Source organism: Alteraurantiacibacter aestuarii (assembly GCF_009827405.1).
Lineage (GTDB): Bacteria > Pseudomonadota > Alphaproteobacteria > Sphingomonadales > Sphingomonadaceae > Alteraurantiacibacter > Alteraurantiacibacter aestuarii.
The window spans coordinates 327,987-353,740 of sequence record NZ_WTYY01000002.1; the positions used below are offsets into that span (position 1 = coordinate 327,987).

Sequence of the window (25,754 nt, forward strand, 5' to 3'; positions counted from 1 at the left end):
ATGATCCACCGAAAGGCGCATTCACAAATTATGACCGAAGAAGAGGTCCTTGCCGAATTTCGCAGCTGCCACGCCTTGCTGGAGGGGCACTTCAAACTCTCCTCTGGCCGCCATTCCGCGCATTACCTGCAATGCGCCCGCGTGCTGATGAACCCCGAGCGTGCCGGGCGGCTGGCGCTGGCGCTGGTGCAGTCGATCCCGCGCGAGATTCGCCAGAAGATCGACCTGGTGGTCTCACCCGCAATGGGCGGACTGATCATCGGCCATGAGGTAGGCCGGGCGCTGGGCAAGGACGCGATTTTTGTGGAAAGACCCACCGGCACGTTCGAACTGCGGCGCGGATTCGCCATTCCCGAAGGCGCAAAAGTGCTGATGGTCGAAGATGTCGTGACCACCGGCCTTTCGAGTCGCGAAGCCATGGAATGCGTGCGGGCCGAGGGCGGTGACGTGATTGCCGAGGCGGCGCTGGTGGACCGGTCTGCGGGCTCTGTTGATCTGGGCGTGCCGTTCTTCCCGCTGGTGGCGATCAACTTCCCCACATATGCCGAGGATGAGGTTCCAGCCGATCTGGCCAAGGTGGCAATCACCAAGCCCGGCAGCCGCGACCTGAAGAAGTGACACAGGTGCTTCGCCCCGGCCGGCTCAGATTGGGCGTGAACATCGATCACGTCGCCACCATTCGCAATGCGCGCGGCGGAGACCATCCCGATCCCGTGCGCGCGGCGGAAATCGTCGCCCGCGTGGGCGGCGATGGCATTACCGCCCATCTGCGCGAGGATCGCAGGCACATTCGCGACGATGACCTGCGCCGAATACAGGCCGCCACCAACCTGCCGCTCAACCTGGAAATGGCCGCGACCGAGGAAATGCTCGCCATCGCCCTGGCGCACATGCCCCACGCCGCCTGCATCGTTCCCGAAAAGCGCGAGGAGCGCACGACCGAGGGCGGCCTGGATGCCGCCGGCCTGCACAACCAGCTGGCCCCGATTGTCAGCCGCCTTGCCGATGCCGGCATTCGCGTCAGCCTGTTTATCGAGGCGAGCGAGCGCCAGCTGGAGGCCGCCATGCGGCTGGGCGCACCAGTGGTGGAGTTTCACACCGGCGAATACGCCCATGCCCATCTGGACGGCGACGGCGAGAAGCTCTCCGCCGAACTGAAGCGCCTGACCGATATGGCCGCGCTGGCCGCCAAGAACGGGATTGAGCCGCATGCCGGCCACGGCCTGACCTATGAGAACGTCCAGCCGATTGCCGCAATCCCGCAACTGGCCGAGCTCAATATCGGCCATTATCTTGTGGGTGAGGCGGTGTTCGTTGGGCTTGAGGCAGCCGTTCGCCGCATGCGCGACCTGATGGATGATGCGCGGTGAGGATCGATCTGTGATCATCGGAATGGGATCGGACCTCTGCAACATAGAGCGTATCGCCAATTCGCTGGAGCGTTATGGCGAACGGTTCGAGGCGCGCGTCTTCACCGATATAGAGCGCGCCAAGGCCGCGCGCCGTCCGCACACGCGCGCGGGCACCTATGCCAAGCGCTTCGCCGCCAAGGAGGCTTTCAGCAAGGCCGTGGGAACCGGTTTCAAGCGCGGCGTGTTCATGAAGGATATCGGCGTGGTCAATGCTCCATCAGGAGCGCCGACCCTGCACCTTGAAGGCGGCGCGGCGGCGCGGCTGATCGAACTGACGCCCGCAGGTCACACGGTCACCATACACCTGACCCTGACCGACGATCATCCGTGGGCGCAGGCCTTTGTCATTCTGGAGGCGCACAGCCTGTGAATACCCAATCGGACACTGGCTCCCCCCCGGCGGAGAAGACCGATGAACCCGGCCGCATCAACTGGCTGGCGGAGATCCGTGGCCTGTTGCTGATGCTGCTGGGCGTACTGGCCTTCCACACCTTCATCGCCAAGCCGTTCTACATCCCGTCCTCCAGCATGATGCCCAACCTGCTGGTGGGTGACCGGCTGATCGTGTCCAAATATCCCTATGGCTGGAGTTGGGTGTCCGCCAGCTTCCACATCTTCCCGCGCGATGACTGGCGCATTGCCCCGTCCACACCCGAATATGGCGATATCGTGATCGTGGTGCCGCCGGGCAGTTCGGAGGATTACATCAAGCGGGTGATCGGCCTGCCGGGTGACACCATCGCCATGGTCGACGGGCAAATCATCCTCAACGGCGAGCCGGTGCCGCAGGACATGGAGCCGCCTGTCCGCCTGCCCGCCGAGCACCAGAATATGTGCGACGGCATACCCTGCATGCGCGATTTCGAGGAATATCGCGTGCGGCTGGAGGATGGCAGCGTAGTGTTCGAGCCGCCGACTTACCGCGAAACATTGCCCAATGGCGCAACCTACCTCATCATCGATCACCGCGAAGGCATCTACGACAATTTCGAGGAGCTGGTGGTGCCCGATGGCCATGTGTTCCTGATGGGTGACAACCGCGACCATTCGGCTGACAGCCGCGTCTATGTGGGCGGCGGGCTGGCGGGCCCGGTTCCCATCGCCGATGTGGGCGGACGGGCGGAGTTCATCAGCTTCAGCCTGGACGGGCGGGCGAGCCTTAATCCCTTGACATGGTTCACCTCTCTCAGGCCTGATCGCGCATGGTCCAGCCTGCGACCTGCGCTGGACGTGGGAGAAGCGAGTCATGAGTAGCGATCCACAGGGCGCAGAGCCGAATATCGGCGCCAGCCCGACGCGCATCAGCAACCCCGAACTGCGCCATGAAGCCAGCCGCGCTGCGGTGTGGATCGGCATGGTCGGCCTGGCTGTGTTGACCGTTTACATATCGCAAAGCCTGCTGGTGATTTTCGGCGCGATGGTGTTCGCCGCGATGATCGACGGCGGCGTCCGCCTGCTGGGACGGGGCCTCAAGATCGGGCGCAGCTGGCGCATCGCCATCGTGCTGGTGTCCAGCGTCGCCTTCCTGATCTGGCTCGGCTGGTTTGCCGGATCGCAGATTTCGCAGGAGGCCGCGCAGTTTCCGGCCATTGTCGAAACGCAGATGATCCAGCTGTTCGAATGGCTGGACACGCAGGGTTTCGCCATCGACATTTCAGACGTGCAGGGCCTGATCGGTCAGGCCATCAGCGGTTTTGGCACCGTCACCCGCGCACTGGGCGGCATATTGGGCGGCCTCACCACGCTGGTGGTGGTGGCCATCATCGGCATTTACGTGGTGATCGAGCCGCGGCTGTATGAACGCGGCGTGGCATGGATGATGCCGGCTGAGAAGCGCCATGAATTCTACATCACCGTCAGCATCATGGCCTATACCATGCGGCGGCTGATGTTCGGCCGCCTTGTCGGCATGGTGGTGGAAGGTATCTTCACCTGGGCGATGCTGGCGCTCTATGGCGTGCCGATGGCCGCGCTGCTGGGCATACTGACCGGCCTGCTGGCCTTCATTCCCAATATCGGCGCGGTAATTTCCGGCGTGCTGATGGTGCTGGTGGGCTTTTCCGGCGGCACGGAGATGGGGCTTTATACGATCTTCGTCTATTTCCTGATCCAGAATATCGATGGCTATGTGATCATCCCGATGATCGCCAAGAAGACTGTGGACCTGGCGCCTGCTCTGGTACTGGCGGCGCAGCTGATCATGGGCATATTGTTCGGCATATTGGGCCTGTTCCTGGCCGATCCGCTGCTGGCGATGATCAAGGTGGCGCTGGAACGCCGGGCGCAGCAGAACGAGGATGGCGATCAGGCGGTGATCCGCGCAAAGGAAGAAGCCGTGGCGGCGCTGGGCGATGCGTAGGTTCCTCTACACCATAGTCATCCTGATCCTGGTGGTGGCGGTCACGCTGTTCGTGCTGCGGATTTACAGCAAGGAGCTGACCCAGCTTACCCTGGTCCCGCGCACGGAATTCGTCCCGCAGGATGCGCTGGCGGACAATGCCTATACCAATCCGGACATGTGGTTCTCCCGTCCCGGCATGGGTGCGCCCAATGATCCGGCGCGCTGGCAACCGCAGGAGGCCGAAGGGTCTGTGCCGCCGCCTGCGGTCAATGACACGCCCCTACCGCGCTTTGCGGTTTTCTTCGTCCACCCCACCAGCTTTACCGACAACCGGGTGTGGAATGCTCCGCTCGACGATGAGCCATCGCAGGACCTTGCCCGGCTGCTGGTGCGCGGTCTGGGCAGCGCTTTCAATCAGGCGAGCGAAATCTGGGCACCGCGTTATCGCCAGGCCACTTTCGGCGCGTTTCTTTCCGACAGCGACGAAGCAAAGCAGGCGGTGGATGCCGCTTACCGCGACGTGGACCTGGCCTTCACCTATTTCCTCTCCAGCATTGATGCGGATATGCCGATCGTGTTGGCCGGGCACAGTCAGGGATCGCAGCATATCCTGCGGCTACTGAGGGAGCGCATTGCCGGCACGCCGCTGCAACAGCGCATCGCCATGGCATATCCCATCGGCTGGCCAATATCGGTGGAACACGATCTGCCCGCCCTGCCCCTGCCTGCCTGCGCCACGGCCCAGCAGGCCGGCTGCATCGTCAGCTGGGCCAGTTTTGCCGAACCGGCGGACCCCGGGATCATGTTCTCGCAATATGCGGGCAGCACCGGCTTTGATGGAGAGCTGCGCGGCGACAGCCCGATATTGTGCACCAATCCGCTATCCGGCGCGCCCGGCGGCAGCGAGCCTGCAGGGGCCAATCTGGGTACGCTGGTTCCCAGCGATGATCTGGGCAGTGGCGAACTGGTGACAGGTGCCGTGCCCGCGCGCTGCGACGATGCCGGTTTTCTGCTGATCGGCGATCCGCCGGAAATGGGCACCTACGTGCTGCCGTTCAACAATTACCACGTCTATGACATCCCGCTGTTCTGGCGGTCCCTGCAACAGGATGTGGTGCGCCGCGTGGCAGCGTGGGAGCAGGGAAGCTGATTACCGAAAGCGCAGCGGAGTTTCGCGATGCACTGCCAGAAGGCGGCGCGCTGCTGGGGCTGGATCTTGGCACCAAGACCATAGGCACCGCCTTTTGCGACGCGCAGTGGAGCTTCGCCACGGCGGGCAAGACGCTGGCCAAGGGCAAGTTCACCAAGGACAAGGCCGCGCTGGAAGTGCTGATTGGCCAGCGCAATGTGAAAGGCATCGTCATCGGCCTGCCGCTCAACATGGATGGCAGCGCGGGGCCGCGTGCGCAGGCCAGCCGCGCCTTTGCCCGCAACCTGGCGGTGCTGGAGCTGCCGGTGCTGCTGTGGGACGAGCGCTGGTCCACCACCAGCGCCGAACGGGCGATGATCTCGCAGGATTTCAGCCGCGCCAAACGCGCCGAGAAGATCGACAGCCACGCCGCCGCGATCATCCTGCAAGGGGCGATAGACCGGCTGGCCGGGGGTATTCTGTAGGCCGCAGCAGTATCTAGGCCGCAGTAGCCAGGGCGGCGCGGCGATTGGTCGCCTCGCCCGCAATCAGGCGGCTGCCATTGCCTTCTGCCCTTCGCCACAGCGCGTCGCGCTCCGCCACCGGCAGAATGCCTGCCTGCGCTTCCAGCGCCGTCAGCCGCATCCGTTCGCTGGGATGGTGGCGGGCAAAGTTCTCCGCCAGATCGCGCGCGTCATCGCCGCCCAGACCAACCGCCACGCGCAGGAATATCTCGCTGCCGCCGGGACTGATGACGCCTGCAATCTCATCCTTCTCGACATCGAAGCGATACTGGTCGAGCCAACCCTGCGCGCCGCCCGAGTGCATGATGTTGAGCGAGACGGAGAGGCTTTGAGGCGGCAATTGCGAATGCACATCACGGTGCGCGCGGTAATGCATCAGCTTGCCCGGATCGAGGGTCGATCGTTCGACAAAACGCAGCCCGGCCTTTTCTCCGATCACGCCCTCCACCGCCTCATAATCATATTCGTAATAGTCGGACGCATAGCCCGGCCCGAAATAGCCGAGGGTGAGGAAATCGAAATTGTGATCGTGCGGCAATTCATAGCTGAAGGCAGAATGGCCCGATGCGCGGAACACGTAGTCCTGCTGCGAGGGCCAGAAATTGGCCCGCAGGAAGAATTCGCGGCCCAGCGGTGAAAGCATCACCACCTGCGCGCCGTAGGAGCTGGCGTCTTCCTCACCGCCTGCAGAATCCTTGAGTTCGGCCAGCATGATGTCGGCCAGGAACTGGCGATCATTGCCCAGACGGCGCAGCCAGCGCGCGGCGGACAGCAGCGATTCCTCCTCCTGCGGGTGGAAACCATCGCTCTTCAACGCCTCTACGCAATCACCCAGCGAGCTGGTTGCATCGTCGCGGTAGTCGATCACTCTTGGCATTATTGTGTCTCCAGTTCGCGCAATTGCGGATGGGTTTCCAGCAGCTGGGCGCGCAGCGCGCCGGCCGGATCGGACAGGCCATCCTCCATGTCGCGGGCAATTTGGCAAAGCAGGGTGAAGCCCTGCGCGGTGTCCAGCGCCAGACATTCACGAACCGCCTGCCAGCGCAGGCTTTCGTCATGCTCATCGCGCGCAAGGCGACTTAGGACAGGCGGCGCCTTTGTACATTCCATGCGGCCGAGCAGCGTGACCATCATCTCCTTGCGACTGGTGGCCAGACTGCCCGATGACTGGTGCAGCAGGCGGCCGGTCTCCCGGCAATATTCGCGCCCCGGCTGCGGCGGTGCGCCCACCTGCAACAGGCGCAATGTGACCAGCCTTGTCTCGACCGTTTCGGCAATCAGCATCTCGCTGGAACAGTCGAATGCCAGGCGCACACCGGCGCGCAGGGTGATGGGTTCCTCACTGAAGCTCACCAGTTCGCGCGGGCCGTGAATGCGCAGGATGCGCGCACTGGCCGATCCGGCCAGCGTGGCATCATAGCGCAAGGCATCGCTGAAGGTGGCACAGGGATACTCAAACGTGCCCGGTTCGCGGGCCTGAAGGAGCATTTGCGCGCGCCCGGTCTTGCCCAGCAGAATGGTGGATGCGCGACCATCATACCCATTGCGGAAGGGCGGATGGCCCAGCCAGTTGCCGGACAGAGCGGCGCAGAAATGGCTCACAAGCGCGCTCATCAGCTGCTCAGCCGCGCCCTGGCCGGTGAAGATGTCTTCGAGAAGCGGGCAATCCTCCAGCGCCGCGCCTGTGCCGAAATTTTCGAATTCGGCCAGTGCCTGGGCCACGCCTTTTTCGGCGCGCCAGTCATCACAGGCCACTTTCATCGCGGCCTGGGCCTGACGCTGCGGGGCTCTGTTGCCCCGCAGCGCCGCGATGCTGGGATCAATACGCATCGCTGCGACCCTGGCGCCTCAGAACAGACCGCCGCCGGGAGGCGACGATTCGTAAACGATGGTGGCGATGACAACGATCGTATCGTCATGGCCGGGGTTGGGAGTGCGCATGGAACCGAACATTCCGGTGATGGTGTTGAGATCAGGCAGGCTCGCCAGATCGATCTTGGGCAGTTTCATATTTTTTTCTCCGTCTGCCGGCGGAGCCCCGCGCCCCGCCTGCCTATGGAGTGGCGGGAAGCGGACAAGGAGTTAAATTAAATGATTGTAATAGATTGAAAATCAATGACTTGCGCGAGTGATAATCAGGACCAGGCCGTCCGATTCATGACCGTGGTATGGCAAAGCAAAGCGCAAGGCGTCGGCGCGCGCGCGATCGAGAATCTGCGGTGGGATATGCGGATCATGCAGAATCACGTCGGCACTGCCGAGCAGGCGGGCCTGCCGCAGGGTCAGCTCCTCCGGGTCATCGCTGGCAATGGTGATTTCGATGCGGCCTGCCTCGCCGGCATTCGCCGCCCCGTGCAGCCAGTCCTCGATACGGCCTGCCGCCCCTGCCCGCAGCGGATCGAGCGGGCCACCTGCGGTCAGCGCATTGTCGAGCGCCTGGCGCCTGTCACCCATGCGCGGCCAGCGCTGTTTGATCCGGTCGCGCAGGGAATTGAGCGCGCTGGCCAGATCGCCCAGATCGGACGGCAGCAGCCCTTCCAGCCGCAGCCGCAATTGCTTGGCAAGTCCCGCCGATGCGCCCGATGTGCCGATGGCCACGATCACCGGATCGCGTTCCAGCAGGCTGGGCGTGGTGAAATCGCACAGGTCCGGTCGGTCCACCACATTGACCAGTAACCCGGCGCAGCGCGCGCGAATGGCATCGCCCTCGCACGCGGACTGACTTTCATGCGCGATGAAGGCCAGCCGGGCGCCTTTGTCGATGCCTTCCTGCAGATCGCCGATCACCAGCCCCCCGGCCCGTTCGACAAGCCGCTGCTTGGGTTCGGCCATCGGCCCGTCTCCCAATACGATAACCGGCTGTCCGGTCAGGCGGTGGAAGAGCGGGAGCGATCGCATGGCCTGTTCCTATCTCAGTCGAGCCATTCGGGCACGCGCTCGGCAGCGTAGATATCTTCTGGCAGGATACGGTCTGCCACGCTGGCCACGCGGTCCCCATCCACCATCACCTCGGCCACGAAGCCGCGCGAATTGTAGGATGATGCCATGGTCGCGCCATAGGCTCCGGCGGTGCGGAATACCGCCAGGTCGCCCGCTTCCAGCGCATCCATCTCACGCCCCATAGCGAAAGTGTCGCCGGTTTCGCAGATCGGGCCGACGATATTGGCGGTCATCCGCTGGCCGGTGGGCTCCACCGCGTCAAAATCATGCCAGGCGCCATAAAGCGCGGGCCGCGCCAGATCGTTCATCGCCGCATCGACAATCACGAACGGATCGCGGTTGGCATTGCGCTTCACGCGGATCACTTCGGTCAGCAAAACACCGGCATTGCCCGCAATCACGCGGCCCGGTTCGAACATCAGCGTCACGTCCCAGCCCTTGGTCGCGCGGGCAACCATGGCGCCATATTCGGCCGGGCTGGGCATCACTTCGCCCGCCTTGTAAGGCACGCCCAGTCCACCGCCCAGATCGACATGGGTCACCGTGAAGCCAGCGGCGCGAATGTCCGCCATCAGCGCGCCCACCTTGGCAAATGCCTCCTCCAGCGGAGCAAGATCGGAGAGCTGGCTGCCGATATGCACCGCAAGTCCGCGCATATCGAGGCCGGGAAGCGCAGACAGCCGCGCATACATGCCGGCAGCCTGATCAATCGGCACGCCGAACTTGTTGTCGCTCTTGCCGGTGGAAATCTTCTCATGCGTTCCGGCGTCGATATCGGGATTGACCCGCAGCGCGCAATGGGCGGTGCGGCCTGCGGCATCGGCGATGCGGGCCAGCTCCACGCCTTCTTCCTCGCTCTCGATGTTGAACTGGCCGATTCCCACATCGAGGCCCTGCATCATTTCCCGGGTGGTCTTGCCAACACCGGAAAACACTATGTCCGATGCGGGCATGCCAGCGGCCAGCGCGCGCGCCAGCTCTCCACCCGATACCACGTCAGCGCCAAACCCCTCGCGCTGCATCACGCGCAGCACGGCAAGGTTGGGGTTGCTCTTCACCGCAAAGGCCAGATGGATCTTGCCCAGCGGCGTCAACGCTTCGCGAAACACCCGTGCGTGGCGTTCAAGCGTGGCGCGCGAATAGACATAGACGGGCGTGCCAAATTCCTCGGCAATGCGCGACATAGGCACGTCTTCGGCGTGCAGCTCGCCGTTCTTCAGCTGGAAATGGTCCATATTTAAAACAGTCTAACCTTCGGGCGGGAGATCAAAGGGATCGTCCTCGCGTTCTTCGGATTCGCGGCGCAATTCCACGCTGCGTTCGGGCACGGCCTGCGGGCTGGTTTCAAGCAGCTCGGACGATGTCAGCGGATCTGTCGCACCGTGCGGAGCAGGCGGCAGCGATGCGCCCTCCAGCGGTTCCAGTTCGCCCATCTGGCCACAGGAACACAGCATCAGCGCCAGGGCCGCTATGGCCGGTTTCTTCATCGCTCGGCCTCCAGCTGTGCACGCGCCTCTGCCACGCGGGCGCGCACCTGATCGGGCGCAGTGCCGCCATAAGAAGCGCGTGCGGCCACGGAAGCCTCCACCGACAAGGCGGCATAGACCCGCTCGTCAATCCGGGCATCGATGGCCTGCAAATCGTCCAGCGGCAGCGCATCCAGCGCGATTCCGCGGCTTTCCGCCAGCTTGACCGCAGCGCCGGTGATGTGATGCGCCTCACGGAACGGAATATTCGCCGCGCGCACCAGCCAGTCTGCCAGATCGGTTGCCGTGGCATAGCCAAGCTCTGCCGCCTGGCGCATGCGTTCGGTCCTGAAAGTGCTTTCCGCCACCATGCCGGTCATCGCCGCGATCGACAGGCCGAGCAGCTGCGCGGCTTCGAAAACCGGCGGCTTGTCGTCCTGCATATCCTTGGAATAGGCGAGCGGCAGGCCCTTCATCGTCACCATCAGAGCAGTGACACAGCCCACGATCCGCCCGGCATGGCCGCGCACCAGCTCTGCCGCATCGGGGTTTTTCTTCTGCGGCATGATGGATGAGCCGGTGGAGAGCGAATCGGCCATGCGCACAAAGCCGAAAGGCTGGCTGGCCCAGATCACGAATTCTTCCGCCAGGCGGGACAGGTGCAGGCTGCACTGCGCCGCGGCCTGCAGGAAATCGATGGCGAAATCGCGGTCCGACACGGCATCCAGGCTGTTGCGCGTGGGCGCATCGAAGCCCAGCGCCTGCGCGGTCATTTCCCGGTCTATCGGAAAGCCGGTGCCAGCCAGTGCCGCGCTGCCCAGCGGGCTTTCATTCATCCGCGCGCGCGCATCGGCAAAGCGCGAACGGTCGCGCCGCATCATCTCGTAATAGGCCATCAGGTGATGGCCCAGCGTCACCGGCTGTGCGGTCTGCAAATGGGTGAAACCGGGCATGATGGAACCGGCATGCGCCTCTGCTTGCGTCACCAGCGCATCCTGCAGCGCGGCCAGCCCGGCATCGACATCGTCCATCGCCTCACGCACCCACAGGCGGAAATCGGTCGCCACCTGGTCGTTGCGGCTGCGCGCCGTATGCAGGCGGCCAGCAACCGGGCCGATCAGTTCGGCAAGGCGGCTCTCGGTGGTCATGTGGATATCTTCGAGGTCCCAGTCCTCGGGCACGCCATTGGCTTCATACTCGCCCGAAACGCGCTCCAGACCGTCCAGAATCGTCTGTGCATCGTCTGCGGTCACAATGTCGCAGGCGGCCAGCATCGCCACATGCGCGCGGCTGGCGGCGATGTCCTGTCGCCACAGGGCTTTGTCGAACGGGATCGATGCGTTAATCTCACGCATGATGGCAGACGGCCCTTCCGCGAACCGCCCACCCCACATGCTGTTGGAGGCACTACCCTTGCTCAAGACGAAAAAATTCCCTGCATTCCTGGCCTGCCTGATGGCTGCCGCTCTGGCGGGTTGCGATACCGGGGAGGCAGACCCCGCGCAAGGCGGCGAAGAAGTCTCTTCGGAAACCGGAGTCGAGGAATTCACCGGCACGCTGGACCGCACCTTTGCCGGAGAGGCGATTCCGGCGGTGATGCTGAGCGACCCGGCAGGCATCACGATGGAGCTGGCCGATAGCGGCGACAGGCCCATCCTGCTCAATTTGTGGGCCACCTGGTGCGCGCCCTGCGTGGTGGAAATGCCGCTGCTGGATGCGCTTGCGGGCGAGCTGGGCGAAGACGTGCGCGTGCTGACGGTGAGCGAGGACCTGTCCGGAGCCGACGCCGTGGTGCCGTTTTTCGAGGAGCGGGGCTTTACCAACCTGCCGCGATGGATGGACCCTAACAACGATCTGGCGATTGCCTTTGGCGGCGGCGCGGTGCTGCCGCTGACGGTGCTGTATAATGCAGACGGCAAGGAAGTGTGGCGCGTGATCGGCTCCTATGACTGGGGCAGCGAGGAAGCGCGCGTGCTGGTGCAGGAGGCTTTGGCCGATGACGGGTAAACCCCAAGACTCGCAGTTCTGCCGTGACATACAGCGGCGGCGCTTTCTTGGCGCCTTTGCCACCGGGATTGGTGGGACAATGCTGGCGGGCTGTGGGTCAAGCGCATGCGCGCAGGCAGCAGTGGCGGCGGCCTGCCGGGTAACGCCCACAGAGATTCGCGGGCCATACCCCGCAGATGGCGTGGGCGGGCGCGACGCACGGATCAACGTGCTCGACCTCGCCGATGTCCTGCGCAGTGACATTCGCCCCAGCTTTGCCGGGCTGGAAGGTGAGGCTGGCGGCGTTCCGATGCAGATCGAGCTGGAGCTGACCCGTTCGGACGATGATTGCGCAGTGCTGGCACGCCGCGCGATCTATCTGTGGCAATGCGATGCAGGGGGCGAATATTCGCTCTATACAAGGCGCGACGTGAACTATCTGCGCGGGCTACAACCCACCGACACGGCGGGCACAGCGCGTTTCAGTTCCATTGTACCGGGCTGTTACGGCGGGCGCGCACCGCATCTGCATGTCGAGATTTTCAGCGATGTGGAAGCAGCGATGGGCGGCGTTGCGCCGCTTCTGGTATCGCAGCTGGGCTTGCCGACCGGACCGTGCGAGGAGGTGTATGGCGACCGCGCGCTTTACGGTGACAGCGCCGCCAATCTCGCCCGCTGGCCTGCCGAGCGCGACTGGGCATTCAGGGGCGATGACCGCAGCCACATGATGCTGGCGATGGAGGGCGATGCACAGTCCGGATTTACTGCCCGGGCGCGGATTGCCCTTTCGGCCTGAGTGCTTCGTAATCGGGAAAGGCAAGGCCCAGCCTGCCCAGCGGTGATCCGGCCATGCCTGCCACCAGCATCGCCTTTATCGCCGGGCCTGGCGCAATGCGCGATGCCGGTGCCAGCAGCAGGTCGCGCAAGGCTGCCGGTGCACCTTTGTGCGACTGATAGAGCGGGGTGAAAGCCGCTGTCAGCCTTTGATACAGCCGCACATGCGCCTGCCGCAGGGCAATCGCGCCATGCAGGCGCGCTTGCAGGTCACCCTCCCCCGCCAGCCCCAGAGCCAAAGCCCAGGCATCCAGCAGCGCCATGTTGGCACCCTGCCCCAGCTGCGGGCTGGCCGAATGCCAGGCATCACCGATATGGATCAGCCGCGCTTCCACCGGCGTAGCGAAGGTGCGGTGCGCATAGCGGGCAAATGTCATCTGATCGGCGCTGGCGATCTGCGGCAGGATCGTCTCGCACTGTGGCCACAGGCCGCGCACCTCATCCTTCCAGCATTGCAGTCCATTGGCCTGCCACGCGGCATGATCCTGCTGTTGCAGGGACCAGAAGAAGGAGAACTCCCGCCGCCCGCCGCTGTGGCGCACACCGGTGGGCAATATCCCAACCATGCGGTGCGCTGCTTCATATCGCTGTTCCAGCAAGGTGAGGTCAAATGCGCCGTCCTCCGGCCATTCCAACGTGGTCCACAGCGCGCCAAAGGGTAGATACTGGCCTTGCGAGGGTGTCAGCGGGGACCCGACGCCCAGACAATCAACCAGCAGATCATGGCTGGCGGGCGCATCGCGATTGGCAAATCGAATGATCCGCTGGCCCGTGCCTTCCTCGCTGGTGCAGATCTCATGATCGGTCAGCACGGGGATCTTTTCCGCCAGCACGGCAGAATGAAGGAGATCGAACAGGCTGGCGCGGTGGATGCCGAGGCCGAAAACGCCGGGCACGGAAAGATCGGCATAATCCGCCTCCAGCACCGCTTCCCCTTCGCGGTTCAGCCCGTGCAGGCGCTGGATCGGCGCACCCCTGGCAACGGCGGTCTGCGCCAGGCCCAGCCGCGCGAGCACGGCCAGGCCGGTGGGCTGGATCATCAGGCCGGAGCCGACCGGGCGCGGCCGGGCAAAGCGATCGTACAGAGTGACGCGGTGCCCCTGCCTGTGCAGCAATAAAGCCGAAGCGAGTCCGGCAATTCCGCAGCCGGCGATGGCGATATCGAGGCGGTTCATCGCGCTGGCCTAACAGCGGAGCGAAGAAACTTCCAACACTGGGTCTTCCCAGCGCCGCAAGCTTGCGCTAGGGGCCGCGTCGCTATTGCGATAGTGGGGCGATTAGCTCAGTTGGTAGAGCATCTCGTTTACACCGAGAGGGTCGGCGGTTCGAGCCCGTCATCGCCCACCATTTTCGACCAGGCAAAGCCATCTGGCGGATGGTTTTCAGATCGGAAATTCCCACTGCAAATGAAGCCGGAATAACGGCCCGCGGCTCTGCTGCCCCTGCGATCAGGGCGTTCACACCAGTTGCGCGGCGTTCTTGCCCATTTCATCAAAATAACGGGCCATGCCATCGGTTGCCTTGTCGCTCAGCGCGATGAAGGCGCGGCGGCGATCGGTGTCATCCTCCACCCTCTCCAGCAGTCCGGAATCGGTCATCTGGCTGATCCAGCGCAGCGCGGTGGTGGGCGGCACGCCCGATGCAATGCACAAGGAAGTGACCGAAACACGGTTATGTTCAACCCGCGCGGCGGTGAGATCGAGCAGCATGTCCCACGCGGGATCGGCAAACAGGTCCCCATCGAAGAAGCGCGCCCGCAGCTGCCGCTGATGGATGATCCGGCGCACCAGCCGGGGATCGGGCAATGGCGGGCGGGTGGAACGCACCAGCCGGTCGCTCGACGATTGCTTGTCACCGGTTGATTGCGGGCCGCCCGCCTGCTCGTCAAACCGAAAAGCCCGTGTGGGACTGCGGACACTGCGTCCAGATTCTGCAGGCTCTCCCATCCGTTCCAGCTTCTCGGAAATCTGGTTCACCTGCTCCGTCAGGCGCAACAGGGTAAGCCGGTCTTCATCGGACAATTCGCGCAGGCGCAGATTGGGAATGCGAGCCAGCATCTGCCCCAGCGCGATCACCCGTTCGGCCCGCCGCGGACTGACGAGGATTTGCGGATCGGACTGCGAACAACAGGCAAACACATCCTCCAGCCCGTCCACGCTGGTGGAAATCACCAGGCGCGCACCAGAGCGCGCGGCGCGCGTATCGAGGCGGGAAAGCGCGGCCAGTCCCTGTGCACCGGGCAGCGGGCAATCGATCAGGATCGCTTCCCCCAGGCTGCGGGGATCGCCTTCGAGCAATTGCGCCAGAGAACCGCATTCGCGCATTCCCAGTCCGGCGGATTCGACATCGGCGCAAATCTCGTCCCGCAGGCGGTCATCATCGGCAAACACCGAAACAGCAAACGGCAGGCCAACCGCATCGGCCACGGCACCATAGGCAAAATTGACCTGACCCATCGAAGAACTCCCTGATTCGTATTGGAACAGGATGAGAACAAATGGGGATCGTGTCAAGAATTGTGTGGTCGGTAGCGGGACCGGTCGGCGTGATCAGTCCGCGAAAGGATCGCGCACCAGTATGGTGTCGTCGCGCTGGGGGCTGGTGGACACGCTGGCCACCGGGCAATCGATCAGTTCCTCGATCCGGCGAATGTACTTGATCGCCTGCGCGGGAAGGTCAGCCCAGCTGCGCGCACCCACGGTGGTGCCTTCCCAGCCCTCGATCTCCTCATACACCGGCTGCACGCGGGCCTGATCGGCGGCGTGGGCGGGCAGGTAATCGAGCATCTGGCCATCGAGCATGTAGCCGGTGCATATCTTGATCGTCTCAAACCCGTCGAGCACGTCGATCTTGGTCAGCGCAATGCCGGTGACGCCGGAAATGGCGCAGGTCTGGCGCACCAGCACCGCATCGAACCAGCCGCAGCGGCGCTTGCGGGCGGTAACGGTGCCGAATTCATGGCCCTTTTCGCCCAGTGTCTGGCCGACTTCATCCTCCAGTTCGGTGGGGAACGGGCCGGAGCCGACGCGGGTGGTGTAGGCTTTGACGATCCCCAGCACGAAGCCTGCGGAGCTGGGGCCAAGGCCCGATCCGCTGGCCACGGTGCCGCTGACCGTGTTGGAGGAGGTGACGAAGGGATAGGTGCCGTGATCGACATCGAGCAGCACACCCTGCGCGCCCTCGAACAGGATCTTCGCCCCGGCCCGCTTGACCTCGTTCAACCGCTTCCACACCGGCTGGGCGTATTGCATCACGAACGGCGCAATCCCGCGCAGCTTTTCCAGCAGGGCGGCGCGATCGATCGGCGGCTCGCCAAAGCCGGCGCGCAGCGCATCGTGATGCGCGCACAGACGGTCCAGCTGGGGTTCCAGTTCGTGCAGGTGGGCAAGGTCGCACACGCGGATGGCGCGGCGGCCCACCTTGTCTTCATAGGCCGGGCCGATGCCGCGTCCGGTGGTGCCGATCTTGCCCTTGCCGGCGGCAGCTTCGCGCATCACGTCCAGCTCACCATGTACGGGCAGGATCAGCGGGCAATTGTCGGCAATACCGAAGTTCTCCGGCGTGATCGCAACGCCCTGCCCTTCCAGCCGGGTAATCTCGTCCTTCAGCGCCCACGGATCGAGCACCACGCCATTGCCGATCAGCGACAATGTGCCGGTGACGATGCCCGAAGGCAGCAGGCTGAGCTTGTAGGTGGTGTTGCCGACAACCAGCGTATGGCCGGCATTGTGCCCGCCCTGGAACCTGACGACGACATCGGCGCGAGACGCCAGCCAGTCGACAATCTTGCCTTTGCCTTCATCGCCCCACTGGGCGCCGATCACGGTTACGTTGGCCATGGGTACACTCCTCCACCCTGCCAGGTGGATCCGAAGGCGTCCTTCGACAGGACTCGACGCCGGGATGAGACAGGCCGGAGCAGCGCTCCGATTGCGTTGCGCGGCCTAGCGTGGCGGTATGCAATGTCAACCGCAGATGGTGGAAACGGGCGCCATCGCGCCCCGGTCATGCACAATTCATGTGCCCGCCAGCATTGCACGCATGTTGAACAGGAGCGACCCCGTGCGAAAACTTGCCCTGACGCTGATTGCCGCCGCACTGGTGGTGCCGGCCATGCCGCCGCTGTCCGCCGCCATCAACGCGCAGAGCCGGGATGCCACCATGCAGACGCTGGCCTATGGCAGCGACGATGCGCAGACGCTGGATTACTGGCCCGGCGCATCGCTGGATGCTCCGCTGGTGGTGTTCGTCCACGGCGGCGGGTGGAAGCGCGGGGACAAGACCATGATGCGCCGCTCCGCCAAGCTGGAGCATTGGCAGGCGCTGGGTTACGCCGTCGCCTCCATCGATTACCGCCTTGTGCCGGATTTCACCGTGGAGCAGCAGGGCGCCGATGTTGCCGCCGCGCTCGCCTTCCTGCGCCAGCGCGCCGCGACGCTGCACTTCGATACAGGGCGTATCGCACTGATCGGCCACAGTGCGGGCGCGCACCTGGTGGCGCTGGTGGGCACTGATCCGCAATATTTTCGCGGTGCAGGCCTGCCGATGGATGCGGTGGCCGGGATCATCCCGCTGGACGGGGCGGCCTATGATGTGCCCGACCAGATGGACGAGAATGCGCGGCTGATGGGCAATACCTATCGCCAGGCGTTCGGCACCGATCCGGCACGCCAGCGGGCCTTGTCGCCCACGCTGCACGCCGCCGCGCCCAATGCTCCGGAATTCCTGATCCTGCATGTTCAGCGCGAGGACGGTACGCGCCAGAGCGGGGAGCTGGGTGCGGCCCTGCGCCGCGCCGGAACGCCCGCCACGGTACAGGGATTTTCCGGCCGGGGCCTGCGCGGGCACCGGGCCATCAATCGCGATCTGGGAGAGGCGGATTACCCGGCAACCGCGGTAGTGGATGCATTCCTGGCGCGGATATTCGCCCGCTGATCAGCGCGCGGCTGCACCCCGGCGGCTTTGCTTTTGCTGCGGCCATGCTAAAGGCGCTGCCATCATGACCAGCTTGCCGATCTGCGTTGCCGCACTTTACCAGTTCACGCGCTTTACCGATTGCGCGGCGGTGCAGGCACCGCTGCAGCAGGTCTGCGATACGCAGGGCATCAAGGGCACCATCCTGATCGCGGAGGAAGGCATCAACGGCACCATCGCCGGAACCGATGATGCCATTGCCGCGGTGCTGGGTCACATCCGCGCCCTGCCCGGCTGCGCCGATATCGGAATCAAGTTCTCGCGCGCGGCAGAGATTCCCTTCATCCGGATGAAAGTGCGGCTGAAGAAGGAGATCGTGACGCTGGGCCAGCCCGGTGTCGATCCGGTGGGCGACGTGGGCACCTATGTCGATCCGCAGGACTGGAACGCGCTGATCGCAGACCCGGACACGATCGTGATCGACACGCGCAACGATTATGAGGTTTCGATCGGCCAGTTCGAAGGCGCGATTGATCCCAGGACCACCAGTTTCCGCGATTTCCCCGCATGGTTCCGCGCCCGCCGGGCAGAGCTGCTGGGCCGCACCAACAAGCCCAGGGTGGCGATGTATTGCACCGGCGGCATTCGCTGCGAAAAGTCGACCGCCTTCCTGCGCTCCGAAGGGATCGAGGACGTCTATCACCTGAAGGGCGGCATCCTCTCCTACCTCGAACATATCCCCGAGGAGGAAAGCCGCTGGCGCGGTGAGTGCTTCGTGTTCGACGAACGCGTCAGCGTGGGTCACGGCCTGCAGCAGGGCGATTACACGCTGTGCCGCGCCTGCCGCCACCCTCTGGATGAGGAGGACCGGGCTTCGGAATTCTATGAAAACGGCGTGTCCTGCCCGCATTGCCACGCTCAGCGCACGCCGCAGCAGCGCAGCCGCTATGCCGAACGCCAGAAGCAGATGCGGCTGGCAAGGAAGCGCGGCCAGGCGCATGTCGGTGCAAGGCTGGCCGGTACGGATGACCGATAGGCCGGTCTTCTACAGCTTTCGCCGCTGCCCCTATGCCATGCGCGCACGATTGGCATTGCAGAACAGCGGCATAGCGATCGAACACCGGGAGATCGTGCTGCGCGACAAGCCTGCGCATATGCTGGAAATCTCTCCCAAGGGCACGGTGCCGGTGCTGTTGTTGCCGGATGGACGCGTGCTGGAGGAAAGCCTCGATATCATGCGCTGGGCACTGGCGCTGAGCGACCCCGAAGGATGGCTGAGCGGCACTGACGATGCACTGATCGCCGCCAATGACGGGCCGTTCAAGCAGCACCTCGACCGCTACAAATATCCCTCGCGCTTTGATGGCGCCGATCCGCTGGAACACCGCGCGGGAGGCCTGGCGATCCTGCAAGATCTGGAGCAGCGGCTGGCGCAGCAGCCATTCCTGTGCGGACCAACCCGCAGCTTCACCGATGCGGCCATCGCGCCCTTCGTGCGGCAATTCGCACATACTGACCGGGACTGGTTTGTTGCACAGCAATTGCCAGCCTTGCAGGCCTGGCTGGAGAGCTATCTGGCATCGGACCTGTTCACCGCGATCATGGCAAAGCACCCGATTTGGGTGCCGACCGACTAATCTGGCCGACTGATCTACAGCGCGACCGGCTCTTCGCCCTGCAACACGTGGGAGCAGCCCAGCTTTGCCGGATCATCCTGTTCCGAAAGCGCCGCCAGCGTGCGCCAGCCTTCGCCGCGCAACTGCGCCGCAGCGCCGCGATCATGGCCCAGCGGCAGGAACACCTTGGCGCCGAGGTCCTCATTACCCTTCACCGCCTCGACCAGTTCTTCGGGGTAGAGCGAGAAGCCGGTGGCAGGCTCGTTACTGCCGCCGATCATGTAGGTGCCGCCGCGGCCCAGCGCACCGCGCACGCCATCGGCAAAGATCGTGAAGCCGAACCAGCTCTGATATTCAAAGCCGTGGCGTTCTGACGGATCGAGCGTCAGCCGCGCCTTGCCCGCCACGCGTGCGGCAATCTGGCGCAGGCCTTCCAGCCGGGTGGCCAGCGCCCCGCCGGCATCGAAGGCGGCGAGTTTCTCGGCGGCTTCCTCGAACGGTCCGCTGGCGAACAGCAGCGGGATATACGCCTCGCCGCCCGCTTCCTTCAGCCCGCCTGCATCCTTGGCATCCAGCTCGCGGCGCACGGCATCGCGCTGCTCGGGATCGAGCGGACAGGTATCCTGTGCCAGCGTATCCACCAGATCCGGCAGGGTGAAATCGACAGAGATGCCGGTGGCACCGGCAGCTTCGAGAGCGGCAATCGCCAGCTCTACCATTTCGCCTGCCGCAGCCGCGCTGTCACTGCCGATCAGCTCCGCGCCGATCTGCAGGTTTTCGCGCCGCGGCTCCAGCTGGTCCCCGGCGATGCGCACCACCTGCCCAGCATAGCACAGGCGCAGCGGGCGCGGCGTGGTGGCAAGGCTGGTGGCGGAAATGCGCCCGACCTGTGCGGTAATGTCCGATCGCAGCGCCAGCGTGCGCAGGCTCTTGGGATCGACGAAGCGGAACATGTGCCGCGTCAGCAGGCCATCGGTGCGACGGGCCATGCTCTTTTCAAATTCGATAAGCGGAGGGCGCACACGGTCAAAACCGTGCGCGCCCATCACCGCCATTGCAGCATATTCGATACGGGCTGCCGCTGCCGCGCTTTGCGGCAGGCGGTCTTCCAGCCCTTCGGGCAGCAGGTCCGATGTAGGATCGTTCATCACCCGCAAGCCCCTAGCGCCTTCCACGTCAGAAAGACAACGCCTTCACGACCTTCACGCCTTCGATTTTGCTGGCCTTGTCGATCACATCGGCAGGGATGCGCTGGTCAACCGAAAGCAGCAGCACAGCTTCCCCGCCCGCTTCGCGGCGACCAAGGTGGAAGGTGCCGATGTTGATTCCGGCCTCACCCATCAGCGAGCCCATACGGCCGATGAAGCCGGGCGCATCCTGGTTGACGACATAGAGCATGTGGCCATCCAGATCGGCTTCGATCCCGATACCGAAGATCTCCACCAGACGCGGTGCGTTTTCGCCGAACAGCGTACCGGCAACCGAACGCGGTCCCTGGCTGGTGGCCACGGTCACGCGCAGTAGCGTGTGGTACACGCCCTCGTGCTCGTAACGGACGGAACGGACCTGCAAGCCGCGCTCCTTCGCCAGGTAAGGCGCGTTGACCATGTTCACCGTGTCCGAATAGTGGCGCATGAAGCCGGCCAGAACCGCACCTTCGATCGGCTTGCCGTTGAGTTCGGCAGCAGCGCCCGAACGCTCGATGGTGATTTCGGTCAGATTGCCGTGAGCCAGCTGGCTGACCAGCGAGCCGAGCTTTTCCGCCAGCGCCATGTACGGCTTCAGCTTGGGCGCTTCCTCGGCGCTGAGCGAAGGCATGTTGAGCGCATTGGTAACGCCGCCGGTGAGCAGGAAGTCGCTCATCTGTTCGGCCACCTGCAAGGCCACGTTGACCTGCGCTTCAGTGGTCGATGCACCCAGATGCGGGGTGCAGATGAAATTGGGCGTGCCGAACAGCGGGCTTTCCTTGGCCGGTTCCACTGCAAACACGTCCAGCGCGGCGCCTGCCACATGGCCGCTGTCGAGCGCTTCCTTCAGAGCGACCTCATCGATCAGCCCGCCGCGCGCGCAATTGACGATGCGCACGCCCTTCTTGGCCTTGGCCAGACGATCACGGTTGAGGATGTTGCGCGTCTCATCGGTCAGCGGCGTGTGCAGGGTGATGAAATCGGCCCGTTCCAGCAGCTGTTCCAGATCGACCTTCTCCACGCCCATTTCCACGGCGCGTTCGGGCGTCAGGAAGGGATCGTAGGCGACAACCTTCATCTTCAGGCCCAGCGCGCGCGATGCGACGATGGAGCCGATATTGCCGGCGCCGATCAGGCCCAGCACCTTGCCGGTGACTTCCACGCCCATGAAGCCGTTCTTCGGCCACAGCCCCTGCTGCGTCTGCGCATTGGCTTCCGGAATTTGCCGGGCCAGTGCGAACATCAGGGCGATGGCGTGTTCGGCAGTGGTGATGGAATTGCCGAACGGCGTGTTCATCACCACCACGCCCTTTGAACTGGCGTAGGGGATGTCGACATTGTCCACGCCAATGCCGGCGCGGCCGATGACCTTCAGATTGGTGGCCGCATCGAGGATCTCTGCCGTCACCTTGGTGGAAGACCGAATGGCGAGGCCATCGTACTGGCCGATGATGGCGATCAGTTCTTCGGGCGTCTTGCCGGTGATGACGTCCACATCGCAGCCGCGATCTTCAAAGATCTTGGCGGCATTGGGGTCCATCTTGTCGGCAATGAGTACTTTGGGCTTGGTCATGGGAATTCTCCCGTAAAATGAGAACAGGCGCGCGAAAGGGGGATGTGTGGCGTCGCCGTTTGAAAAAGGGGATAGCGGGCCCCGCACGAAGCGGGGCCACGCCGGTCAGCTTTACAGCGTGCCGTTCTTCAGGGCTTCATAAGCCCATTCGATCCACGGCAGCAGGCGCTTGATATCCTCGGCTTCCACCGAACCACCGCACCAGATGCGCAGCGACGGCGGAGCATCGCGGTAGCCGTTGAAATCATAGCCGATGTCCATTGCTTCAAGCTTGGAAGCGATGGTCTTGGGCACAGCTGCCTGCTCTTCAGCGGAGAGGTTGTCATACCACTCGCCCTGGAAGACCATGCACACACCGGTGTTGGTGCGCTGGGCGGGATCGGGAACCATGTTGCGCAGCCAGGGCGTGCTCTCGATCCAGTCGGTCACGATCTTGGCATTGGCATCGGCACGTTCGAACATCGCCTTGCGGCCACCGATCGACCTGGCCCATTCCAGCGCCATGATGTAATCTTCGGTCGCCAGCATGGAGGGGGTGTTGATCGTGGCGCCTTCGAAGATGCCGGTGTTGATCTTGTTACCCTTCTTCAGGCGGAACAGCTTGGGAAGCGGCCATTCGGGATCATAGCTTTCGATCCGCTCAACCGCCTTGGGGCTGAGGATCAGCATGCCGTGCTGCGCTTCTGAGCCCAGCACCTTCTGCCAGCTGTAGGTGGTGGCATCGAGCTTGGCCCAATCCATCTCCATCGCGAACACGGCGCTGGTGGCATCGTTGATGGTGATGCCTTCGCGGCCCGGCGCAAGCCAATCCGTATTGGGGATCTTCGCGCCCGAAGTGGTGCCGTTCCAGGTGAAAACGACATCGTTTTCCTGGGGGATCTGCGCAAGATCGGGAATATGGCCGTAATCGGCGTCCAGCACCTGCAGGTTGGGCAGCTTGAGCTGCTTGACCGCATCCTGAATCCACACGTTGCCGAAGCTTTCCCATGCGGCCACAGTTGTCGGGCGGTTGCCCAGCATGGACCACATCGCGCATTCCAGCGCGCCGGTATCGGAGCCGGGCATGATGCCGACCAGATAATCATCGGGAACGCCGAGCAATTCCTTGCTCAGGTCGATGGCATATTTCAGCCGGCCCTTGGCATATTTGGAGCGATGCGAACGTCCCAGGCTCTTGATATCGAGCTTGTCGAGCGACCAGCCGGGAAATTTGCAGGTGGGTCCGGATGAAAAAAACGGGCGCTCCGGACGAAGCGTAGGTTCGGTACTCATTTGTATTCTCTCCTTGCAGAGAGCTCGCGCGGCGTTGGGACCGCGTGGCCCGTCGGCGGCCCTAGGCGGATGCCGATCTGAGTCAAGCGCGATTATGATTTCTGCACCGCTGCGCGCGCTCGCCATCCGGAAATTAGGAAAATATTAACCACAGGTCCGCCAGAAACATCAGTATGACCCGCTTTGCCATCATCGCCATGTCGGCTGCACTGCTATCCGGATGCTCGGTCGTGCCCGAATCACGCGGGCAACAGCGCGCTGCGCCCCGCGCGCAGCAAAGCGTTACCGTTGCCACCGCCGCCCGCCCGCAGGAGAGCCAGTGCCTGACCCGGCTTGGCCAGGCAGGTGTGCAGTTCTCCCCCCTTCCCGATCGCTATACTGGTGAGGGGTGCAGCAACATCGGCACTGTCCAGCTGACCGCGCTGCGCAGCGATATCACCACCATGGCGGTCAGCAATATCGGCCCCGTGCAATGCGATGTGGGCAATGTCTTTGCCAGCTGGGCACGCTTCGGCGTGGACCGCGCCGCCCGCCAGCTGCTGGGATCGCCGCTGCAACGCATAGAGACCATGGGCAGCTATTCCTGCCGCAATGTTGCCGGTTCCGCGCGCCGATCCGCCCATGCCACCGCCGGAGCCATCGATGTGGCCGCCTTCATCCTGGCCGATGGCCGCCGCATCAGCGTGGCCGATGACTGGAACAATGGCTCTTCGGCAGAGCGGGAGTTCCTGCGGGTGGTGCAAGGCAGCGCGTGCCGCCGCTTTGCGACCGTGCTCGGCCCTGAATACAACGCCGCCCACCGCGATCATTTCCACGTCGAAGGGGTGATGGAGGGCAGTTCGTTCTGCCGTTGATCTGGCCCGTGCCTATGGCCGCCGAGGGCTGAGGACAGAGCTATTCGCCAGCCAGCCGCGCACGCGGGGCCCGCTCACCTTCGTCGAATGTCTGGTAGGTGGCACTACCGTCCACGTCGTAATTGGCTTCCAGACGCAGGCGCACCACTTCGGCGGCATGCTGCGCGCCGAGCTTTTCCATCATGTTGGCGCGGTGGATTTCCACTGTACGCGGACTGATTTCCAGCGCCCGGGCAATCGCCTTGTTGGAACATCCCTCGCTCAGCCATTCCAGCACTTCACGCTCTCGCTTGCTCAGCGTGCCGATCCGCTGGCGGGCTTCCACCAGCCGGCGGCGTGCTTCGGCATGGCGGCCCGCATCGACCATCACATGCGTGGCCATGCGGCTGAACTCCTCCTCGTTCAGGGGCAGGCGCAGATAATCGAGCGCACCGGCCCTGATCGCCTGCACCACCTCATCCACATCGGGCGCGTGAGAGGCGGCGACCACCGGCAACCAGACACCGGCATCGCTGAGCCGTTCGAGCAGGCTGTCCACCCCGCTGGTGAGGATACTGTCGCAGGCGATGATCACGCCTTTCGTGGGCGACATCATCAGCAATTCGGCGATATCCGAATAGACCTCTGCATGATGGCCGAGCGAAAAGGCCAGGCGTGAATGTTCCGCGCGAAGACGGCTGTCGCCGCCCAGGATGTGAAGTGTGAGTCGTTTTTCCATGGCTCAGATATGTGCAGCCATTGGCGGGGCCTGGCACGAAAGGTCTGAACCATAACCAAGCAAATATACCTGCCGGGCGACTGTTTTTCGGGAGAATTGCACGATTGAATTCCATCCATTGTGGAGCGGAATTCGGTATTATCCCGGAAAGGAAGTCTACTTATGATGTTTTCCCTAGGTAGAGACACCTAGTTGTTGAGGCAATTCAACGAGTTGCCTTGTCCGTGTCCTGCTGGAAGCTGTAATCCGGCAGGGAGTGGAACGCACTGCGCAAGGCTTCGCTCCAGCTCGATGAGATGGCATCGAAATAAGGATCGGTCTGGTCAATCCGGCGCATATGCAGCGGCTCGAAATTGTCACGCTCGATCACCATCAGGTCCAGCGGCAGGCCGACCGAGAGATTGGCCTTGAGCGTGGAATCGAAGCTGACCATCAGCAGCTTCACCGCATCTTCAAAGCTCATCGAGCGGTCATAGGCGCGGATCAGGATCGGGCGGCCATACTTGGTTTCGCCAATCTGGAAGAACGGCGTGTCGAAGCTGGCTTCGATGAAATTGCCTTCCGGGTAGATCATGAACAGGCGCGGCTCCATCCCGGCAATCTGCCCGGCGAGGATGATCGAGGCGGTAAAGCGCCCCTTGCCGTTCTGGCCGTTTTCGGACTGGGTGGCGTGCACGGTTTCGCGCAGCAGCTTGCCGATCTCCACAGCCACCTGGAACATGGTGGGCAGTTCCAGCAGCGAGTTCTGCCTCTCTCCCGGTGCCTTGGTGCGCTCCTCCAGCCGGCTGATCACCGCCTGGGTGGTGGCCAGATTGCCCGCCGTCATCAGCGACAGGATGCGCTCTCCCGGCACCGTCCAGTGGGTCATCTTGCGGAAGATCGAGATATTGTCGACGCCCGAATTGGTGCGCGTATCGCTCATCAGGACCAGGCCCTTGTCGAGCACCATGCCAACGCAATAAGTCATTTGAGTACCTGTACTTTCAAG

28 protein-coding genes and 1 tRNA gene are annotated in these 25,754 nt (G+C 63.6%); 14 read left to right on the plus strand and 15 right to left on the minus strand.

The features are described 5' to 3' along the window. Positions 1-30: 30 nt before the first annotated feature. From pyrE to ruvX, 7 genes are read left to right on the plus strand one after another with little or no spacing between them, the layout of a single operon-like run. Entirely contained in the window at positions 31-618 is a 588-nt protein-coding gene (gene pyrE, locus GRI32_RS04240; RefSeq protein WP_160589887.1) for an orotate phosphoribosyltransferase, read from the plus strand. A 5-nt stretch (positions 619-623) separates the two neighbouring features. Continuing rightward, a complete protein-coding gene (locus GRI32_RS04245) occupies positions 624-1,370 on the plus strand; it encodes a pyridoxine 5'-phosphate synthase (protein WP_160590248.1) in 747 nt (248 codons plus the stop codon). A 10-nt stretch (positions 1,371-1,380) separates the two neighbouring features. Continuing rightward, entirely contained in the window at positions 1,381-1,782 is a 402-nt protein-coding gene (gene acpS / locus GRI32_RS04250; protein ID WP_160590250.1) for a holo-ACP synthase, read from the plus strand. After that, positions 1,779-2,666, plus strand: coding sequence for a signal peptidase I (gene lepB / locus GRI32_RS04255; RefSeq protein WP_337190149.1), 888 nt, complete (start codon positions 1,779-1,781; stop codon positions 2,664-2,666). The genes acpS and lepB overlap by 4 nt, the downstream gene beginning before the upstream one ends. Next, the gene (locus GRI32_RS04260) at positions 2,659-3,771 is read left to right on the plus strand and encodes an AI-2E family transporter (RefSeq protein ID WP_160589888.1); all 1,113 of its coding nucleotides are present in this window, start codon (positions 2,659-2,661) and stop codon (positions 3,769-3,771) included. Before lepB ends, GRI32_RS04260 begins: the two co-directional genes overlap by 8 nt. Beyond that, positions 3,764-4,903: a DUF3089 domain-containing protein gene (locus GRI32_RS04265; protein ID WP_160589889.1), complete on the plus strand. Its 1,140-nt coding sequence runs from the start codon at positions 3,764-3,766 to the stop codon at positions 4,901-4,903. The genes GRI32_RS04260 and GRI32_RS04265 overlap by 8 nt, the downstream gene beginning before the upstream one ends. Next, positions 4,885-5,367 carry a Holliday junction resolvase RuvX gene (ruvX, locus tag GRI32_RS04270; RefSeq protein WP_337190150.1) on the plus strand — a complete coding sequence of 161 codons (483 nt, stop codon included), beginning with the start codon at positions 4,885-4,887 and terminating at the stop codon, positions 5,365-5,367. Before GRI32_RS04265 ends, ruvX begins: the two co-directional genes overlap by 19 nt. Before the next feature lie 13 nt (positions 5,368-5,380). Here the strand turns inward: ruvX and GRI32_RS04275 are convergent, their stop codons facing one another. The 7 genes from GRI32_RS04275 to argH form a co-directional block, all read right to left on the minus strand. Next, positions 5,381-6,283, minus strand: a complete 903-nt coding sequence (locus tag GRI32_RS04275) for a transposase (RefSeq protein WP_160589890.1) — start codon at positions 6,281-6,283, stop codon at positions 5,381-5,383. Beyond that, positions 6,283-7,236: a hypothetical protein gene (locus GRI32_RS04280; protein WP_160589891.1), complete on the minus strand. Its 954-nt coding sequence runs from the start codon at positions 7,234-7,236 to the stop codon at positions 6,283-6,285. The genes GRI32_RS04275 and GRI32_RS04280 overlap by 1 nt, the downstream gene beginning before the upstream one ends. An 18-nt stretch (positions 7,237-7,254) precedes the next feature. Beyond that, a complete protein-coding gene (locus GRI32_RS04285) occupies positions 7,255-7,416 on the minus strand; it encodes a hypothetical protein (RefSeq protein WP_160589892.1) in 162 nt (53 codons plus the stop codon). A gap of 102 nt (positions 7,417-7,518) precedes the next feature. Further along, entirely contained in the window at positions 7,519-8,304 is a 786-nt protein-coding gene (locus GRI32_RS04290; protein WP_160589893.1) for a precorrin-2 dehydrogenase/sirohydrochlorin ferrochelatase family protein, read from the minus strand. 14 nt (positions 8,305-8,318) lie between these two features. Next, on the minus strand, positions 8,319-9,581 hold the full coding sequence (lysA, locus tag GRI32_RS04295) for a diaminopimelate decarboxylase (protein WP_160589894.1): 1,263 nt from the start codon (positions 9,579-9,581) through the stop codon (positions 8,319-8,321). Positions 9,582-9,593: 12 nt separating this feature from the next. After that, positions 9,594-9,833: a hypothetical protein gene (locus tag GRI32_RS04300; protein ID WP_160589895.1), complete on the minus strand. Its 240-nt coding sequence runs from the start codon at positions 9,831-9,833 to the stop codon at positions 9,594-9,596. Further along, positions 9,830-11,206 carry an argininosuccinate lyase gene (gene argH / locus GRI32_RS04305; protein ID WP_160590256.1) on the minus strand — a complete coding sequence of 459 codons (1,377 nt, stop codon included), beginning with the start codon at positions 11,204-11,206 and terminating at the stop codon, positions 9,830-9,832. Before argH ends, GRI32_RS04300 begins: the two co-directional genes overlap by 4 nt. 61 nt (positions 11,207-11,267) lie before the next feature. Here argH and GRI32_RS04310 point away from each other — a divergent pair, with 61 nt between their 5' ends. Further along, positions 11,268-11,819 (plus strand): TlpA family protein disulfide reductase, encoded by a 552-nt coding sequence (locus GRI32_RS04310; RefSeq protein WP_160589896.1) that lies wholly within the window; start codon positions 11,268-11,270, stop codon positions 11,817-11,819. 121 nt (positions 11,820-11,940) lie between these two features. Beyond that, positions 11,941-12,594 carry a peptidase associated/transthyretin-like domain-containing protein gene (locus tag GRI32_RS04315; RefSeq protein ID WP_160589897.1) on the plus strand — a complete coding sequence of 218 codons (654 nt, stop codon included), beginning with the start codon at positions 11,941-11,943 and terminating at the stop codon, positions 12,592-12,594. On the opposite strand, the gene GRI32_RS04320 is transcribed toward GRI32_RS04315, so the two are convergent. Next, entirely contained in the window at positions 12,560-13,807 is a 1,248-nt protein-coding gene (locus GRI32_RS04320; protein ID WP_160589898.1) for an FAD-dependent oxidoreductase, read from the minus strand. The genes GRI32_RS04315 and GRI32_RS04320 overlap by 35 nt on opposite strands. Before the next feature lie 96 nt (positions 13,808-13,903). Between GRI32_RS04320 and GRI32_RS04325 the strand changes: the two genes are divergently transcribed. Further along, a tRNA-Val gene (locus GRI32_RS04325) sits at positions 13,904-13,979 on the plus strand. 110 nt (positions 13,980-14,089) lie between these two features. On the opposite strand, the gene GRI32_RS04330 is transcribed toward GRI32_RS04325, so the two are convergent. Further along, positions 14,090-15,088, minus strand: a complete 999-nt coding sequence (locus tag GRI32_RS04330) for a helix-turn-helix domain-containing protein (protein WP_160589899.1) — start codon at positions 15,086-15,088, stop codon at positions 14,090-14,092. A gap of 93 nt (positions 15,089-15,181) precedes the next feature. Then, positions 15,182-16,471: an adenylosuccinate synthase gene (locus GRI32_RS04335; protein ID WP_160589900.1), complete on the minus strand. Its 1,290-nt coding sequence runs from the start codon at positions 16,469-16,471 to the stop codon at positions 15,182-15,184. A 223-nt stretch (positions 16,472-16,694) separates the two neighbouring features. Here GRI32_RS04335 and GRI32_RS04340 point away from each other — a divergent pair, with 223 nt between their 5' ends. The 3 genes from GRI32_RS04340 to GRI32_RS04350 all read left to right on the plus strand — a co-directional run bounded on the left by GRI32_RS04340 (position 16,695) and on the right by GRI32_RS04350 (position 19,183). Next, the gene (locus tag GRI32_RS04340; RefSeq protein ID WP_160589901.1) at positions 16,695-17,567 is read left to right on the plus strand and encodes an alpha/beta fold hydrolase; all 873 of its coding nucleotides are present in this window, start codon (positions 16,695-16,697) and stop codon (positions 17,565-17,567) included. 64 nt (positions 17,568-17,631) lie between these two features. After that, complete coding sequence (trhO, locus tag GRI32_RS04345; protein WP_160589902.1) at positions 17,632-18,582, plus strand: oxygen-dependent tRNA uridine(34) hydroxylase TrhO; 951 nt, start codon at positions 17,632-17,634, stop codon at positions 18,580-18,582. Then, entirely contained in the window at positions 18,572-19,183 is a 612-nt protein-coding gene (locus GRI32_RS04350; protein WP_160589903.1) for a glutathione S-transferase, read from the plus strand. Before trhO ends, GRI32_RS04350 begins: the two co-directional genes overlap by 11 nt. Before the next feature lie 14 nt (positions 19,184-19,197). On the opposite strand, the gene GRI32_RS04355 is transcribed toward GRI32_RS04350, so the two are convergent. The 3 genes from GRI32_RS04355 to GRI32_RS04365 all read right to left on the minus strand — a co-directional run bounded on the left by GRI32_RS04355 (position 19,198) and on the right by GRI32_RS04365 (position 23,194). Then, entirely contained in the window at positions 19,198-20,310 is a 1,113-nt protein-coding gene (locus GRI32_RS04355; RefSeq protein WP_160589904.1) for an ATP phosphoribosyltransferase regulatory subunit, read from the minus strand. Between the two features lie 28 nt (positions 20,311-20,338). Then, complete coding sequence (gene serA / locus GRI32_RS04360) at positions 20,339-21,922, minus strand: phosphoglycerate dehydrogenase (RefSeq protein ID WP_160589905.1); 1,584 nt, start codon at positions 21,920-21,922, stop codon at positions 20,339-20,341. Between the two features lie 111 nt (positions 21,923-22,033). Next, a complete protein-coding gene (locus tag GRI32_RS04365) occupies positions 22,034-23,194 on the minus strand; it encodes a phosphoserine transaminase (protein ID WP_160589906.1) in 1,161 nt (386 codons plus the stop codon). Positions 23,195-23,367: 173 nt separating this feature from the next. Between GRI32_RS04365 and GRI32_RS04370 the strand changes: the two genes are divergently transcribed. Continuing rightward, complete coding sequence (locus GRI32_RS04370; RefSeq protein WP_160589907.1) at positions 23,368-24,048, plus strand: extensin family protein; 681 nt, start codon at positions 23,368-23,370, stop codon at positions 24,046-24,048. A gap of 40 nt (positions 24,049-24,088) precedes the next feature. Here the strand turns inward: GRI32_RS04370 and GRI32_RS04375 are convergent, their stop codons facing one another. Together GRI32_RS04375 and GRI32_RS04380 are read right to left on the minus strand one after the other, a co-directional pair. Beyond that, a complete protein-coding gene (locus GRI32_RS04375; protein ID WP_160589908.1) occupies positions 24,089-24,766 on the minus strand; it encodes a response regulator transcription factor in 678 nt (225 codons plus the stop codon). A 205-nt stretch (positions 24,767-24,971) separates the two neighbouring features. Next, positions 24,972-25,733: a proteasome-type protease gene (locus GRI32_RS04380; protein ID WP_160589909.1), complete on the minus strand. Its 762-nt coding sequence runs from the start codon at positions 25,731-25,733 to the stop codon at positions 24,972-24,974. Between the last annotated feature and the right edge of the window lie 21 nt (positions 25,734-25,754).